Below are 16,196 nucleotides of genomic sequence, written 5' to 3'. Positions count from 1 at the left end.
CGATCGATGGCGGGGCCCGGCGTCAGCGCCGATCGGGCGACGTCGCGAGCACCGCCGCGGCGACCGCGCCGGCCCCGGCCGCGATCCAGTAGATCGCCGGGTAGCCCCACGCGCGCGCCACCGGCCCGAGCCCGAACGCCGCGGTCACCAGGCCGACGCCGAACGCGAACGTCGACCACGCGATCGCCGCGCTCTTGCGCCCGCCCGCGCGCTCGACCACCAGCGCCTGCAGCGTCGGGTAGTAGACGCCGTGGCACAGGCCGTAGAGCCCGCCGATCGCGATCAGGTGCCAGCGGGCGCCGAGGAACGCCATGCCGACCAGCGCGGCGCCGTGGCCGATCAGCGCCGGCGCGGCGACCGCGCGTCGGCCCAGGCGATCCGACAGGGTGCCCAGCGCGAGCCGGGCCGTCACCGCGGCCACGACGTAGGCGCTGAAGAACGGCGTCACCGTCGGCACGCCGACCCGGGGGCCGTAGTCGGCGACGAACGTCCAGATCGAGCCGAAGCCCACGCCGGCCAGCGCGGTGGCGATCAAGGCCGCCCACGCCGGCCGGGTCGCGCCGCGCGCGGGCGCGGGCTGCGCCGCCGCTGGCGGCAGCGTGGTCGCGACCAGCCACCCGGCCGCGCCGCTGATGATCCCGGCCCGCCACACCCACGGCCAGCCCAGGTGATCGTGGAGCAGCTGGGCCAGCACCGGCCCGAGCGCCATCGCCACCAGCGTCAGCACCCCGGCCGCGCCCAGGGCCTGGCCCAGGCGATCGACCGGCGCCGACTCGGCCACGTACGCGGCCGCGCCGATCATCAGGCACGCCATGCCCGCGCCCTGGATGGCCCGGGCCGCGGCGTAGCCGATCATCGCGTCGGCGCTGGCGAACAGCCCGGCGCCCAGCGCCGCGAGCACGCAGCCGCCGCCGATGACGCGCGCGTAGCCCAGCCGGGTGGTCAGCGCCGCGACCACCGGCGACATCGCCAAGGACGCCAGGTTGAACGCCCCCATGACCACGCCGATCTCGCGCTTGTCGTAGCCGGCCGCGCCGAGGAAGCGCGGCGCGATCACGAACAGGTTGGCGACGCCCGCGCCGAGCAAGAGCGTCACCATCACCCGCACCATCGCCGGGGTCCAGACCCGGCGCGCGTCGGCGTCAGGCCCGGACATCGGCGCCGAGCACGAGCGCGTCGTCGAGCCACGGCCCCGCCAGCAGCGCCGGGCGCTCGGCGCCCGCGGGCCCGTCGCCGTCGCGGCGGCCGCGCCCGAGCCGATCGCCGCCGCGCCACACCGCCGACTGCCCGGGCGCGAGGATGCGCACGTGCTCGGCCAGGTCGCGCTCGTCGATCAGCTGCCGCAGCCAGCGCACCGGCTCGCCGAGGCGCTCGTAGCTGAGCGCGAACGCGCCGTGGTGGATCGGCACCAGCACGCGCGCGCGCAGATCCTCGAACGCGTAGAGCGCGTCGAGCGGGCTCATGTGGCGGGCGCGGAAGCTGCGCGGCCAGAACCCGCCGATCGGCAGGAGCGCGATGTCGGGCTGGGCCCGCGCGCCGATCGCCTCGAACTGCGGGCCGTAGGCGCCGTCGGCGCACGCGAACACCCGCGGCCCGTCGCCGGCGATCGTGTACGCCAGCGTCGGCCCGTCGCCGCCGTGGGCCACCGCGCACGCCTCGATCCGGACGCCCTCGAGCTCGACCGCGGCGCCGTCGCCCAGCTCGATGACCCGCGCGAACCGCCGGCCCAGCCGGGCCGCGGTGCCGCTGGGCCCGACCACCGTCGCGGTGACCGGCACGTGGCCGAGGCTGCGCGGGTGCAGGTGATCGGCGTGGCCGTGCGAGATCAAGACCAGCTCGGTCGCGGCCAGCTCGGTCGGCGACAGCCCCGGCGCGACCGCGCGGTGGACCCCGCCGACCCAGCGGCCCAGCATCGGATCGAGCGCGATCGTGCGGTCGGCGTAGCGGATGAGGGCGCTGGCGTGGCCCCCGAACGTGACCGCGACCTCGCCCGCGACCACCGCCGGCAGCGGCTCGATCGCGACCGCGCGCGGCGGCACGAAGTACCGGCCCAGCCACGTCAGCAGCAGGCTGGGCGTGCGCCGGATCCGCACCCGGCGGTGCAGGCGAGCGAGCTCGGACGTGCGATCGGCCACAGCGATGGCCGAGTGTGCCCCGCGCCGACCGCAGACGGCAAGTAACCGACCTTGCGCTGCCGCCGGATCTTCCTTACCGTCGCGGCGCTTGCGTCTGCCTTCGATCGTCCGCCATCCGGCCGTCCTGGCCGCCGCGCTCGTCGTGTTCGCGGCCCTCGTGCTCGTGCCGGGGCTGGGCCGGCCGGGGCTGTGGGAGCCGCTCGAGATGGGGGTGGCCGATCAGGCCGCGGCCCGCGCCGACGGCACCTACCAGCAGCCGCTGACCATGACCTCGTGCGCGACCAAGCCCGACGTCAACGGCGCCCGCACGCTGACCCCGCGGCTCGCGGCCTGGGGCCTCAAGCACGTCTCGTCGTCGGACGCCGGCCTCCGGGTGCCGATGGTGCTCATCGGCCTGCTCGGCGTGCTGGCGGTGTTCGGGGTCGCCTGGCGCCTGGCGTCGATCCGGGCCGCCGCGATCAGCGCGCTGGTCCTGACCAGCTTCCCGCTGTGGAGCCTGCAGGCCCGGTAGCTGACCGGCGAGCTGCCCGGCGCGGTCGGCGGCACGCTCATCATCTACGCCCTGGCCGCGGTCGCGGCGCCGCGCCGTCGGTCCGGCCTCATCCTGGCGCTCGATCTCGCGGTGGCCGCCGCGGCGCTGGCCCTGGGCGGGCACCTGGCGTTCCACGGCAGCGGCGCGTTCGTCGGGTTGTTGCCGCCGCTGGCCGCGATCGCCTTCGCCGGCGCGTTCGCCCTGCCCGAGGCCGGGCTCGGCCTGCGCGCGCTGTGGGGCGCGGTCGATCGCAAGCGCGTCCGCCCGCCGTGGCCGCGCATCGATCCCTGGCGCACGACCGCGATCGCGGTCGCGACGATCGCCACCGCCGGCCTGGCGATCTGGATCGCGGCCCAGGTGTTCGACCTCGGCCCGCGCACCCCGGGCACGCGGCAGGTCGCCGATCACAGCATCCTCACCGCCGACTGCTGGTCGTCGGCGCTCGGCGGGCTGTGGCGCAAGGACGACAACCTGCTGTCGACCTACGACGGCCTGTTCGAGCAGGCCGGCTTCGGCATGTTCCCCGCGGCGGGCCTCGTGCTGATCGCGCTGGGCGCGCTCGCGAGCGGGCTGGTCGGCGCGCGCCGTCGGTTCGCCGGCGCGGTGGTGTTCGCGTGGGCCGCGGCGGCGTGGATCGTGGCGGCGGTGTTCGCGCGCAAGGTCGGGCCGGTCGTCTGGACCGGGTTCCCGGCCGGCGCGGTCGCGGTCGGCATCTTCATCGACGAGCTCTACCAGCAGCGGGCCGAGGCCCAGACCGAGCCGGCGCGGTTCCGGGCCATGGCCTGGAGCGTGGCCGGGCTCGCGGTGCTGCTGGCGGCGGTGGTGCTGGGCAAGGACCTCGAGGCGTTCCCCGAGCGCATGACCTCGCTGACGTTCGGCACCGCCGACGCGGTCAAGTACCCGACCCAGGCCCACCTGCTCGGGCTGCCGACCAAGCTGTGGTTGTTCGTGCTCGGGCTGGGCGCGGCCCTGCCGTTCGCCCTCGACCTGTGGCTGTGGCGCCCGCGCCGCGCGGCCGGTGAGCGCGGCGGCGCGCTCGAGGACTCGGGCGTGGCCGCGACCGCGCGCTACGGCGCGCCCGCCGCGCTGGCGATGCTCGCGGTGATCGCGCTGTTCTGGACCCACGGCTGGCACCGCGGCCTGTCGCAGAACCTGTCGTCGAAGCACATCTTCTCGCAGTACCGCGACCTCAAGAAGCCGGGCGACACGCTCGGCATCATGGGCGCGATGGGCAACGCCCCGCGCTACTACGCCGGCGGCGCCTGGGACGAGCTCGCCAACCGCGAGGCGCTGATCTCGTACCTGCGCAAGCCGACGCGCGTGTTCGCGATGGCCCCGGCCGGCGAGCTGTGCGCGATCCACAAGGCCAAGGCCGACGGGCTCGAGTACTACGTGCTCGACGACTCGAACACCCAGACCTTGCTCCTGTCGAACCAGGTCACCGGCGGCCGCGACCACAACCCGATCGCGACGGCGATCCTGCGCGCGCCGCCGGCCGACATCGGCACGCCGGTGTCGGCGGTCTACGACGACACGATCGAGCTGATCGGCGTCAAGATGCCGGCCGCGGTCGGCCGCGGCGACACGTTCGAGATGACGCTGTTCTACCGGGTCAAGAAGGCCGTGGCCGGGTCGTGGCGGGTGTTCGCCCACTTCGACGGCGGCCAGCGCTTCAACGGCGATCACGACCCGATCCGCGGCCGGTGCGCCACCAGCTTCTGGCAGGCCGGCGACTACATCGTCGACAGGTTCTCGGTCAACGCCGGCAACGTCAGCTTCAACAAGGGCGCGTACACCGTCTACGTGGGCTTCTTCACGGGCTCGAACCCCAACTGGCGCAACATGCCGGTGTCCCAGGGCGACAAGGACAGCAACAACCGCGTCAAGATCGGCCGCCTGATCCTGAAGTGAGCCCTTGGAGCGGGGCCGGGCCCACGGTATGACCGCGCCATGGTCCGCCGCGCCACCGCCAGGTCGGGCCTCGAGCGCCGCTCGTCGACCCGCATCGAGGTGCTGATCGACGTGCTGGTCGACCCGCGCTGCGACGGCACGTACCTGTTCGCGCGCGCGACCTCGGTCAGCGCCGACGGCCTGTTCGTCCGCTGCGCCGAGCCCGAGCCGGTCGGCACCGCGCTGCGGCTGCGGATCGTCGACGACGACGACACCACGATCGAGCTGGAGGGCGAGGTCGCGTGGCGCAACCCCGCCGGCCTCGGCGCGATCGACCCCGGCATGGGCGTCCGCTTCGTCGGCGCGTCCACCGCGGCCCGCCGCCGCCTGATGGCGCTGATCGGCCGCATTGCGTACCTGGACGAGGCCGTGCCGGCGCAGGCGGAGTAGGATTGGCGGCGTCATGACCATCGTCTGTGGCACCGATCTATCCGACAACGCGAACCAGGCGGTGAAGGCGGCGTTCGCCTTGGCGCGGCTCCGGGGCGATCGCGAGCTCGTGATCACCCACGTGCTCGACCGCGACGCCGACGACCACGACGCCGCGGCCGCGACCGCCCGCGATCACCTCGCCAGCTGCATCGCGGCCGCGTCGACCGACCGGGTGCCGGCGGCGCGCATCGAGATGCTCGCCGGCCCCGCGGTCGAGTCCCTGGTGGCCACCACCGAGACCGAGGGCGGCGACCTGCTGGTGGTGTCCTCGCGCGGCCACGGCGATCGCTCGCTGATGTCGCTGGGCGGCACCTCGGGCGGGGTCGTGTCGTCGGCGACGATCCCGGTGCTGATCGTGCGCGACGCCGCGCCGCTCGAGGCCTGGGCGGCCGGGCGACGCGCGCTGCGCGTGATGATCGGCCTCGACGAGTCGGCCAGCTGCGATCCGGCGATCGGCCAGCTCCACCGCCTGCGCGCGCTCGGACCGGTCGACGTGGTCGCCGGGCACGTCTACTACGCCGACGAGACCGCCCGCCGCTACGGCCTGCGGACCCAGTCGATGGTCGACGCCGATCCGACGCTCGAGCAGTTCCTGCGGCGCGACCTCGAGCGGCGCCTGGGCGACCTGCCCGGCGCCGGCACGGTCGAGTTTCGGTTCCGCGCCGGGCTCGGGCGCATCGGCGATCACCTGCTCGAGATCGCCGACGCCGCCAAGGTCGACCTGATCGTGGTCGGCACCCGCCAGAAGGGCGGCATCGGCCGGCTGTCGTCGGTGTCGTCGGTGCTGATCCACGACGCCAAGCAGTCGGTCTGGTGCGTGCCGACCAACAGCCAGCTCGGCGTCGCGGTGGTGCCGCGCTTCAAGACCGTCGTGGTCGCGACCGATCTGTCGGAGTTCGGCAACCACGCCGTGCCGTACGCGTTCACGCTCGTCGGCGCCCGCGGCGGCGACGTCCACCTGGTCCACGTCCGCGACGAGGAGCACGAGGGCCGCGATCCAGCCGAGACCGAGCGGGAGCTGCTGGCGCTGACGCCGCCGGGTCAGGCCGGCGTGACCGTGCACGCGCACGTGATCGCCGGCGACGACGCCGCGGTCACGATCGGCGAGGCCGCGGAGCGCCTGGGCGCCGACGTGGTCGTGATCGCGTCGCGGGCGCGCTCGGGGCTCTCGCGCGTGCTCCTGGGCTCGGTCGCCGACAAGGTGCTGCGCACGTGCCGGCGCCCGGTCCTGATCCTGCGGCCGCCGACCGAGTAGCGGCCGCGCGCTCAGCACCAGTAGGTTGTGCCGATCGAGCGCCGGTCGGCGCGCCGGGTGTCTCGCGTCTCGGGCGGTCTCGGGTGGGGGCCTCGTCGGGGCTTGCCCCCGACGGGCGAGGACCTGGCGACAGGCCCTCGGGAGCTCAGCGCGTCGGCACCGTGACCAGCCAGGTGCCGTCGCCGCGATCGACCGCGCCGACCTCGACCCCGAGGAACTGCCGGATCAGATCGATCTGCGTGCGCGTGTGCAGCGTCGGCGCGACCGTGACGAAGCGGCCGCCGCCGCCCAGCGCCATCGGCACCAGCAGCTGATCGGCCAGGTGCTCGCCCACCGGCGCCGCGGTGGCCAGGTACGCCGCGCACTCGCGCGCCGCCGCCGCGGCGACGGTCTCGGCCGCGATCCCGCGGGCGCCGTAGGCGGTGAACACCTCGGTGACGTGCGCGGCCTCGACCACGATCGCGACGACGTTGCCCGGGCCCGGCGAGCGGACCTCGGCCACGACGCCGGTCGCGCGATCCCAGCCGAGCCGCTCGGTGACCGTCGCGAGCTCGCGCTCGGCGACCGAGGCCGGCACCCGCGCGACGGTCGCGATCACCTGGCGGCCGTGGATCGCGCCGCGGTCCTCGAGCACCAGCGGCCCCAGGCGCGCGCCGGCCGCGCCCGCGAGGCGCACCCGCCCGCCGCCGGCCGGGTAGAAGCCCGCCACGTCCAGGGTCGCGGTCACCGGCGCGCCCATGCGCGCCAGCACTGGCGCCAGCGCGCGGCTGAAGAAGTCGAACGACGGCGCCGCCGGGTTGTGGGTGCCGCCGCCCAGCTCGAGCGACCACGCGCGGCCGTCGGCCAGGAGCGCCGGCACGATCGCCTGCGCCACCAAGAGCGTGCTGCCGGCCGAGCCGACGTCGAAGCGGTGATCGCCCGCGACCAGCGGCCCCGGCGCGAACGTCAGCGCGCCCGAGCCCAGCCGCGCGCCCGTGACCTCGGCGCCGCTGATCGCGCGCGCGGCCTCGACGCAGGTCAGGTGCTGGCGCAGGAGGCCCGGCTTGGCGCGGCCCGCGCGGATCCGCTCGATCGCGAACGGCGTGCCGGTCGCGAGCGCCAGCGCCAGCGCGCTGCGGATGATCTGGCCGCCGCCCTCACCGTGGGCGCCATCGATGGTCAACATGGGATTGGTCCTTGGAGCGTAGGGGAACGGGGATCGGGATCGGGGATCGGGATCGGGATCGGGATCGGGGATCGGGGATCGGGATCGGGATCGGGATCGGGATCGGGGATCGGGATCGGGATCGGGATCGGGATCGGAGTCGGGTCGGGATCCGGATCGGGATCGGGGATCGGGATCGGGATCGGGATCGGAGTCGGGATCGGGATCGGAGTCGGGATCGGAGTCGGAGTCGGGATCCGGATCGGGATCGGAGTCGGAGTCGGGATCCGGATCGGAGTCGGGATCGGAGTCGGGATCGGGGTCGGGAACCGGAACCGCAGCCGGAACCGGGGTCGGGAACCGGAACCGGAACCGGAGCCGGAACCGGAGCCGGGATCGGGGTCGGGAACCGGAACCGGAACCGGAGCCGGAGCCGGAAAACCAGATCGGGGTCCGGCTCCCGATCGAAGAACATCGAGATCGAAAACAGAACCGGCCGGGCCTGGAGTCGCCTCCAGCCCCGGCCCTCGCCCCTACCCCTTCACGCACACCACCTGCCGCAGCGTCGCCACCACCTCGACCAGGTCGGCCTGCGCCGCCATCACCGCGTCGATCGCCTTGTACGCCGCCGGCGTCTCGTCCACGACGTCGGCGTCCTTGCGGCACTCGATGCCCGCCGTGGCCAGCTCGTGATCGGCGACCGAGAACCGCCGCTTCGCCTCGGTCCGCGACATGGCCCGGCCGGCGCCGTGGCTGCACGAGCAGAAGCTCTCGGGGTTGCCCTTGCCGCGCACGATGAAGCTCTTGGCGCCCATCGAGCCCGGGATGATGCCGAGCTCACCCAGGCCCGCGCGCACCGCGCCCTTGCGGGTCACGAGCACGTTGGCGCCGAAGTGCCGCTCGGTCGCGACGTAGTTGTGGTGGCAGTTGACCGCCTCGGCGTCGACGGTGAAGGCCGGCAGCGCGCCCAGGCCGCGGACCGCCGCGAGCACGGCCGCGAGCATCAGCGTCCGGTTCACCCGCGCGTAGTCCTGGGCCCACGACACCGCGCGGACGTAGTCCACGAAGTGCTCGGTGCCCTCGGGCAGGTACGCGAGATCATCGTCGGGCAGGTTCACGAACCACTGGCGCATGTCGCGCTTCGCGAGCTCGATGAAGTAGCTGCCGACGCGGTTGCCGACGCCGCGCGAGCCGGAGTGCAGCATCACCCAGACCTGATCGAGCTCGTCGAGGCAGATCTCGATGAAGTGGTTGCCGGTGCCGAGCGTGCCGAGGTGCTGCGGGGCCACGCCGCGGCCGATCTTGGCGTGCTTCTCGACGATGGCCGCGAAGCCCGGGGCCAGCGCCGCCCACGCCTCGGCCTGCGCCGTCGGCAGGTCGTGCCACGCGCCGCGATCGCCGGGGCCGCCGTTGGCCGTGCGGCCGTGCGGCACCGCCGCCTCGATCGCCGACCGCATCGGCGCCAGATCGTCGGGCAGGTCCGACGCCGTCAGCGACGTGCGCACCGCGATCATGCCGCAGCCGATGTCGACGCCGACCGCGGCCGGGATGATCGCGCCCTTGGTCGCGATCACGCTGCCGATCGTGGCGCCCTTGCCCGAGTGCACGTCGGGCATCACCGCCACCCACTTGTGGATGAACGGCAGGCTCGCGACCCGCGTCAGCTGGGCCTTGGCCTCGGCCTCGAACGGGACGCCCCGGGTCCACGACTTGACCGGCACGCCACCGGGGACGTTCATGGTCTCGTACGCGCGCGGCGCGGCCGTCGTCGTCGTCGCCGTCGTCGTCGCCGCCGTCGCCGTCGCCGTCGGGGGCTGGAGGTCGTGGGTCATCGTGGTCGTCATGGTCATCCTTCCCTTCGCCAACCAGCTAGAGCACCGATCATGCCAGCGCTAGAAATCCGCAAGACATTGAAATCTCATCGACTCCGATCCAAGGTTCTATCCAGATTTATAATGTACTATCCTGGCCGCTAGCCATGGCTCGCAAGCGGCTCGTCGTGTTCGGCTTCCTCGGCACCAGCCTCGATGCGGGCGCCCGCGACCGGCGCTGGACCCGCTGGCGGCCGACCGTGTCGCTGTGCCGACAGCCCGATCTGCCGATCGATCGCCTCGAGCTGTGGCACGGCGGCGCCTCCGGGCCGGTGCTCGAGCAGGTCGTCACCGATCTCGCCGAGATCGCGCCCGACACCCAGGTCGTGCCGCGCCAGCTCACGATCCGCGACCCCTGGGACTTCGAGGAGGTGTTCGCGGCGCTGCACGACTTCGCGCGGGCGTACCCGTTCGATCGCGAGCACGAGGACTACCTGGTCCACATCACCACGGGCACCCACGTCGGCCAGATCTGCCTGTTCCTGCTGGTCGAGTCGCGCCACCTGCCCGCGCGCCTGGTCCAGACCAGCCCGGGTCGCAGCGGCGCCGGCACGCCGATCGGCCGGCACGAGCTGATCGATCTCGACCTGGCCCGCTACGCCGGCCTCGCCGCTCGGTTCCAGCGCGAGCACGCCACCAGCCAGGCGCTGCTCAAGGACGGCATCGCGACCCGGTCGCCGAGCTACAACCAGCTCATCGCCGAGCTCGAGGCGGTGGCCGTCGGCGGCCGCGATCCGATCCTGCTCCTGGGGCCGACCGGCGCCGGCAAGTCGCGGCTGGCCCAGCGCGTCTACCAGCTCAAGCGCCAGCGCCATCAGCTGGCCGGGCCCCTGGTCGAGGTCAACTGCGCGACCCTGCGTGGCGACGGCGCGATGAGCGCGCTGTTCGGCCACGTCAAGGGCGCGTTCACCGGCGCCGCCACCGCCCGGGCCGGCCACGTGCGCGCGGCCGACGGCGGCGCGCTGTTCCTCGATGAGATCGGCGAGCTGGCGACGAGCGAGCAAGCGCTGCTGCTCCACGTGCTCGAGACCAAGCGCTGGCGGCCGGTCGGCGCCGACGACGAGGTCGCCAGCGACTTCGTGCTGCTGGCCGGGACCAACCGCGACCTCGCGACCGAGGGGGCGGCCGGGCGGTTCCGCGCCGACCTCCTGGCCCGCATCGATCTGTGGACCTTCCGGCTCCCGGGCCTGGCCGAGTGCCGGGCCGACCTGGCGCCCAACCTCGACCACGAGCTGGCCCGGGCCAGCGCGGAGCGCGGCCGCCGGGTCACGATGACCGCGGACGCGCGCGCGCAGTTCCTCGCGTTCGCCGAGAGCCCGGCCGCCACCTGGCCGGGGAACTTCCGCGACCTCGCGGCCGCGGTCCGGCGGATGGCGACGCTCGCGCCCGATGGTCACATCGACGTCGCCACCGCCGCGCGCGAGGTCGAACGACTCCGCGGCCTGTGGCACGGCCGGGCCGCCGCCGAGACCGGGGTCGACCATGTCGCGCGCGCGCTGGGCGCACGCGCCGAGGAGCTGGACGCCTTCGATCGGGTCCAGCTCGAGGCGGTCCTCGCGGTCTGCGCGGACGCACCGAGCCTGTCGGAGGCGGGACGCCGGCTGTTCGCCGTGTCCCGCGCTCGCCGCACCTCCACCAACGACGCCGACCGGCTCCGGAAGTACCTGGCGCGCTGGCAGCTCCGGTGGGAGCACCTCGCGCGCCGGGGCGAACTAGCGGCGCGGCGCGGGTGGACCGGAACTCCGGCGCCTGGACATCGGGGCCGCGACGTGCCCATCGAAGGCGCGGTCACGGCGACGTCGACCGTCAGGCTGGAGATCGTGACGTTGCAGTTGTCCATGACCAGGGTGCAGTTGCCACCGCCGGCCGGGCAGTCGTAGTGGTTGAACTGGGCGCCCGAGATCGTCGCCTGGAAGCGGCCGCCACCCACGTCGCCAGCGTCGGTGATCGTGATGGTACCCGTGTCGGGGAAGAACAGCTGGGTCTCCATGATCGTGCCGTTCACGATCTCGGCGTCACCGTTGAGCGCCCAGCAATCGGGTGGACGTGCCGGATGACCGATCGCCCGGGAGTGCCGACCTGTCGCCGGAACGGGATAGACGAGCTGGAAGAAGTCGACCTTGGTGTTCGACGGGTCGTGCTCCGTGGGAATCCAGTTCCACACGTACCTGAGCGCACCCATGCTGTTCATGACCTTCAGCACGGCCGAGTTGCCCGTCGCGCCCTCGACCACACCCTCAGTGATCGTGGTCGGCACGGTGCACGCTGGGGCGTCGGGGGTGTCGCCGCCGCCGCTGTCAATGCGGCGGGCGTCGATCACGGAGGGACCACCGTCGTCGCCGCCGCAAGCGGCGACCGACATCGTGGCGAGAATCAAGGCGAGCGTGGAGGTGAAGCGCATCGGCGGAAACTAACCGTCGCGCCTACCTTGGTAAAGGACTTTTTGACAGGAACGCGACATCAAGCACGACCAGGGCCCTCACCCGCGGCCGGGGCGCCGTCGACCCCACCGCCCGACTGATCCTCGCCGTCGGCGATCCGGTAGTCCTCATCGAGCCACTTACCGAGATCGATCAGCTGGCACCGCACCGAGCAGAACGGGAACGGGTCGGGAGTCCCCGGGGTCGCGGCCGGCACTGGGGCCTGGCAACCCGGGCATCGGCCCCGGCGCGCGTCCCGCTCCGCCACCGTCAGTCCTTGCGCTCGAGGCCGTAGAACGCGCACTTCTGGATGAGGTAGCTACGAGAGATCCCGAGCTCCTTGGCCAGCTGGGACTTGTTCCAGTGGGTGCGGATGAGCCCGGCCAGGATCACCTCGGACTCGACCTGCTCGACCACGTCGCGCAGCGTGCCGGTCAGCTCGCGCGGCGCGGTCCGCGCGGCCGGGGGCGCCGCGGCCGCGTCGCGGATGCGCTGGCTCAGGAGCTCGGGGCCGATCTCGGTGGTGTCGCCGCCTAGCACCAGCGCGCGCTCGATCTCGTTCTCGAGCTCGCGGATGTTGCCAGGCCACGGGTACCCAACCAGCATCGCCAGGGCCGCGTCGGTCGGCCGCGGCACGTCCTCGAGCGCGACCCCGGCCGCGCGCTTGTGCTTGCGGCCGAAGTGCTCGACCAGGGTCGGGATGTCGGTGGGGCGCTCGCGCAGCGGCGGCAGCGTGATCTTGAGGACGTTGACCCGGTAGAACAGGTCCTCGCGGAACTGCCGGTGCGCCACCATGCCGGCCAGGTCCTTGTGCGACGCCGCGATGATGCGGACGTCGACCTTGACCGGCTTGGTGCCGCCGACGGGCGTGAACGTGCCCTCCTGCAGCACGCGCAGGAGCTTGACCTGCAGCGCCGCGGACATGTCGCCGATCTCGTCGAGGAAGAACGTGCCGCCGTCGGCGACCTGGAACAGGCCGTGCTGATCCTTGACCGCGCCGGTGAACGCGCCGCGGACGTGGCCGAACAGCGCGCTCTCGAGGAGGTTGTCGTTGAAGGCCGAGCAGTTCTGGACCACGAACGGCTTCTTGGCGCGGGGCCCGTGGTAGTGGATCGCGCGCGCGACCAGCTCCTTGCCGGTGCCGCTCTCGCCGTGGATCAGCACGGTCGACTCGCTCTTGACGATCTTCTCGAGCAGCCGCATCACGTCGCGCACGGCCGGGCTCGCCCCGACGATCTCGCTGAACGGGTGGCCGGGCGCCGGCGTGACCGAGCCGACGAACCGGGGCGCCGCGCGCACGCACTCGGCGGCCGCGGCGGCGATCAGGTCGCGCAGGTGCTCGAGCTCGGGCTCGGTCAGCTGCGGGATGTCGGCGATCGCGCGCTCGCCGTCGCCCTCGAGATCGGCGAACTCGCGGACCTTGCGCAGGAGCTCGGCCTTGCCGATCGGCGCGTACGGCGCGCGGACGCTGCCGCCGGTGAACACGAACCCGACCAGCTCGCCGCCGAACCACAGCGGCGCGGCGACGACGTCGAAGCCGAGGTGGCACTCGTGGACGAACGCGGTCGGCGGCTCGCCGGGGCCGCTCGCGCGCCCGGCCCGGAGGTGATCGCTGACGACCTTGACGCTCTCGTTGCAGCGGCGGAACCCCTCCTTGGAGAAGAGCGCCAGCCGGCACAGCTCGTTCTGGGACGGGAAGATCTTGCCGTCGGCGTGATCGAGCACGTAGCCCTTGGGATCGGCGAAGGCCAGCTCGAGGCCCCACCACCGACGCATCAGCTCGCGGATCAGTGCCAGGGTCGGCAAGTCGCGAAAGCGGCGAAGGTCGACCACGGTTCGTCACTATAGCGGACGGGGCTCGGCGGTCTACGCCCGTCGCCAGCGATCCGCGACGGTGACCGCGCGCCCGTCCTCGGCGAGCTTCACGAGGTGCGCCAGGAGCGAGCGCAGGGCGATCGGCGCCAGCGCCGGCGGCGTGTCGGCGTAGGCGATCGCGACCAATTCCGAGGCCGGCGCGGGCGCGTCGGTCAGCGCGGCGGCGACCCGCTCCTCGCGCATCCGCCGGTGCGCGAGATACTCGCGCAGCTTGTGCGGGCCATCGGCGATCATCGGCCCGTGCGCCGGCAGCAGCGCACCCACGCCCAGGGCCAGCAGGCGCTCGAGCGTGGCCAGGTAGGTCGCCATGTGACCCTCGCCCGGCCCGGGGTCGATCAGGATCGTGCCGACGCCGGCGACCAGATCGCCGGCGATGACCGCGCCCGACGCCTCGTCCTGGAGCGCCAGGTGACCGGGCGCGTGCCCGGGCGTGTGCAGGACCCGCAGCCGCACCGCGTCGACCTCGATCACCTCGCCGTCGAGCAGCGCCCGGGTGATCGGCACTCGATCGCCGAGGCGCGCCGCGGTGGCCGGGTGGGCGGCGATCGGCGCGCCGGTGCGTCGGGCCAGCTCGACCGCGCCGCCGACGTGATCGCCGTGGTGGTGCGTGAGCACGATCATGGTCACGGGCGTGCCGTCGAGCGCCGCGCTCAGGCGGTCGCGCTCGTCGGGCCAGGGCGACGCCGGGTCGATGGCGACGACGGCCCGCTGCCCCGCCAGGTAGCAGCCGGTGTGGGTCGCGGGCGGCAGCGTCGGGGTCCGGAGGGGTATCATCGAGATCCCAGGGGCGACCTCGGTCCGGGGCCCATCGAGGCCCGCGCCGACACCCATCCGGCTCCGGATCTCCGCGTAGATCTGGTCGATTCCGTCGTCGCCGGGATCCGGCGACGGGCGCTCGCTGTCCGTGCCGCGCTGTGCCATGGGTGGCTCCCCTGCGATCGTTTACGTGACGATGGTCGCGCTTGTGGGTAGAATCTAGCTCACGGCCACGGCGATGGTCAGCGTCACAGCCCGCAAGATTCGCGACCACAGCGTCGAGCGCACCTCGGCTGGGCTGGGGCGCGTCTACACGGGCTATCTGATCAGCTTCCCGATCGTCGGCCGCGGCATGGTGATCTTCCGCGATCCCCACGGGCACCGCATGATCACCACCCCGGTCAAGCGGGTCCTGGGCGAGCCGGCGGGCAAGATGATCTACGTCGAGACCGAGAACAGCGTCTACAAGCTCGAGATCCACGGCGAGCCGTTGTTCCCGATGAAGCAGCCGGGCGAGTAGGTGGGGGCGGCGCGCACTGGACTCCGCAGGCGGTTCCGGTAAGGTCCGCCGCGGTGTCCCTGCTCGACCGGCGGCTCATCCTCGTGCTCGGCAAGGGCGGCGTCGGCCGCTCGACGGTCGCCGCCGCGATCGCCAGCGCGTGCGCGCGCCGCGGCCGCAAGACCCTGCTGTACCAGTCCAACGCGCGCGATCGCCACGGCTCGTACTTCGGCAAGGACGAGCTGACCCCGGCCCTGTCGGAGCTCGGCCCCAACCTGTGGGGCATCAACACGACCCCGGCCGAGGCGCTCCACGAGTACGGCCTGATGATCCTGAAGTTCGAGACCGTCTACCAGATGGTGTTCGAGAACCGGATCACCAAGGCGTTCCTGCGCGCTATCCCCGGGCTCGACGACTACGCGGTGCTGGGCAAGGCTTGGTTCCACACCACCGAGGAGAAGCGCGGCAAGCCGGTCTGGGACACGGTCGTGTTCGACATGCCGGCGTCGGGCCACAGCCTGTCGATGCTGCGGATCCCGTGGGTCATCGTCGACACCGTGCCCGAGGGTCCGCTGACCCGCGACGCGCGCACGGTCCAGGCCCTGCTCCGCGACAAGACCCGCACCGCGGCGGTGCTGGTGACGCTGGCTGAGGAGATGCCGGTGATGGAGGCGTCGGAGCTGGCGACCAAGCTGACCGCGCTCGGCGTCGAGCCGGCGCGGGTGGTCGTCAACCAGGTCGCGCCCGACCACTTCCCAGCGGCCTCGCCCGCGGCCCGGGTCGCCGACGCGCTGGCCGCGACGCCGCCGGTGGCGCCGGCCCTGGCCGCGATGAGCGGGCACGCGGCGCTGGCCCGCGGGCGCCGCCACCTGTGCGAGCGCTATATCGCGGAGATCGCCACGCTGATACCCGCGGCCCCCGCCCGGCTGCTGCCGTTCTTGCCGCGGGTCGCGCTCGGCCCGAGCGACATCGCCGAGCTGTCGGCCCAGGTCGAGCTCGCGCTGAGCTGAGCTGGGCTGGGCTGGGTCGGGCTGGTACCATTCCCCGACACCCCTCGTGGGATCTCGGCCCGGACGATCTCCCACGTGGTCCGGCCGGACCTCGGCGTGCGTTCCCACCGGACACCTCCCTCGTGGGATCTCGGCCGGGCAGCACTGCGCATCTCCCACGGCAGGATCCCCACGTGGGATCTCGGACACCCCCGGACCCGACGTCTCCGTCGGACGTCGGCGTGCGTCCCCCCACGTGGACGGGCACCTCCTCGGGGATCTCCATGGGCCGGCCGGACGTCCCCCGGCACGCACCTCCCCGTGGGATCTCGGCGGAG

15 protein-coding genes are annotated in these 16,196 nt (G+C 73.4%); 8 read left to right on the top strand and 7 right to left on the bottom strand.

What is annotated here, in order from left to right:
* Positions 1-22 precede the first annotated feature (22 nt).
* Both IPL61_13740 and IPL61_13735 read right to left on the bottom strand, forming a co-directional pair.
* The gene (locus IPL61_13740) at positions 23-1,156 is read right to left on the bottom strand and encodes an MFS transporter (protein ID MBK9032354.1); all 1,134 of its coding nucleotides are present in this window, start codon (positions 1,154-1,156) and stop codon (positions 23-25) included.
* Positions 1,143-2,135 (bottom strand): MBL fold metallo-hydrolase, encoded by a 993-nt coding sequence (locus tag IPL61_13735; GenBank protein ID MBK9032353.1) that lies wholly within the window; start codon positions 2,133-2,135, stop codon positions 1,143-1,145. Before IPL61_13735 ends, IPL61_13740 begins: the two co-directional genes overlap by 14 nt.
* A gap of 88 nt (positions 2,136-2,223) precedes the next feature.
* On the opposite strand from IPL61_13735, the gene IPL61_13730 reads away from it, so the two are divergent.
* The 4 genes from IPL61_13730 (at position 2,224) to IPL61_13715 (ending at position 6,304) form a co-directional block, all read left to right on the top strand.
* A complete protein-coding gene (locus tag IPL61_13730) occupies positions 2,224-2,646 on the top strand; it encodes a hypothetical protein (GenBank protein MBK9032352.1) in 423 nt (140 codons plus the stop codon).
* A 111-nt stretch (positions 2,647-2,757) separates the two neighbouring features.
* Positions 2,758-4,578, top strand: coding sequence for a hypothetical protein (locus IPL61_13725; GenBank protein ID MBK9032351.1), 1,821 nt, complete (start codon positions 2,758-2,760; stop codon positions 4,576-4,578).
* 39 nt (positions 4,579-4,617) lie between these two features.
* Positions 4,618-5,007, top strand: a complete 390-nt coding sequence (locus IPL61_13720; GenBank protein ID MBK9032350.1) for a PilZ domain-containing protein — start codon at positions 4,618-4,620, stop codon at positions 5,005-5,007.
* A gap of 13 nt (positions 5,008-5,020) precedes the next feature.
* Positions 5,021-6,304, top strand: coding sequence for a universal stress protein (locus tag IPL61_13715; GenBank protein ID MBK9032349.1), 1,284 nt, complete (start codon positions 5,021-5,023; stop codon positions 6,302-6,304).
* Between the two features lie 145 nt (positions 6,305-6,449).
* Here the strand turns inward: IPL61_13715 and IPL61_13710 are convergent, their stop codons facing one another.
* Positions 6,450-7,469, bottom strand: coding sequence for an RNA 3'-terminal phosphate cyclase (locus tag IPL61_13710; protein MBK9032348.1), 1,020 nt, complete (start codon positions 7,467-7,469; stop codon positions 6,450-6,452).
* Positions 7,470-7,981: 512 nt separating this feature from the next.
* A complete protein-coding gene (locus IPL61_13705) occupies positions 7,982-9,187 on the bottom strand; it encodes an RtcB family protein (GenBank protein MBK9032347.1) in 1,206 nt (401 codons plus the stop codon).
* Between the two features lie 239 nt (positions 9,188-9,426).
* Between IPL61_13705 and IPL61_13700 the strand changes: the two genes are divergently transcribed.
* Complete coding sequence (locus IPL61_13700; protein ID MBK9032346.1) at positions 9,427-11,199, top strand: sigma 54-interacting transcriptional regulator; 1,773 nt, start codon at positions 9,427-9,429, stop codon at positions 11,197-11,199.
* A gap of 300 nt (positions 11,200-11,499) precedes the next feature.
* The gene (locus IPL61_13695) at positions 11,500-11,733 is read left to right on the top strand and encodes a hypothetical protein (GenBank protein MBK9032345.1); all 234 of its coding nucleotides are present in this window, start codon (positions 11,500-11,502) and stop codon (positions 11,731-11,733) included.
* A 46-nt stretch (positions 11,734-11,779) separates the two neighbouring features.
* Here the strand turns inward: IPL61_13695 and yacG are convergent, their stop codons facing one another.
* The 3 genes from yacG to IPL61_13680 all read right to left on the bottom strand — a co-directional run bounded on the left by yacG (position 11,780) and on the right by IPL61_13680 (position 14,388).
* Positions 11,780-12,007, bottom strand: coding sequence for a DNA gyrase inhibitor YacG (gene yacG / locus IPL61_13690; protein ID MBK9032344.1), 228 nt, complete (start codon positions 12,005-12,007; stop codon positions 11,780-11,782).
* Between the two features lie 2 nt (positions 12,008-12,009).
* Positions 12,010-13,515, bottom strand: a complete 1,506-nt coding sequence (locus tag IPL61_13685) for a sigma 54-interacting transcriptional regulator (GenBank protein MBK9032343.1) — start codon at positions 13,513-13,515, stop codon at positions 12,010-12,012.
* 90 nt (positions 13,516-13,605) lie between these two features.
* On the bottom strand, positions 13,606-14,388 hold the full coding sequence (locus IPL61_13680) for an MBL fold metallo-hydrolase (protein MBK9032342.1): 783 nt from the start codon (positions 14,386-14,388) through the stop codon (positions 13,606-13,608).
* A 220-nt stretch (positions 14,389-14,608) separates the two neighbouring features.
* Here IPL61_13680 and IPL61_13675 point away from each other — a divergent pair, with 220 nt between their 5' ends.
* Positions 14,609-14,890: a hypothetical protein gene (locus IPL61_13675; GenBank protein MBK9032341.1), complete on the top strand. Its 282-nt coding sequence runs from the start codon at positions 14,609-14,611 to the stop codon at positions 14,888-14,890.
* 53 nt (positions 14,891-14,943) lie between these two features.
* On the top strand, positions 14,944-15,879 hold the full coding sequence (locus tag IPL61_13670) for an ArsA family ATPase (GenBank protein MBK9032340.1): 936 nt from the start codon (positions 14,944-14,946) through the stop codon (positions 15,877-15,879).
* The last annotated feature ends 317 nt before the right edge of the window (positions 15,880-16,196 follow it).

The sequence above is a fragment of the Myxococcales bacterium genome, assembly GCA_016717005.1.
GTDB lineage: Bacteria > Myxococcota_A > Polyangia > Haliangiales > Haliangiaceae > UBA2376.
Note: the sequence above shows the minus strand (reverse complement) of the source record. Positions and strands in the feature narration are given on the sequence as shown.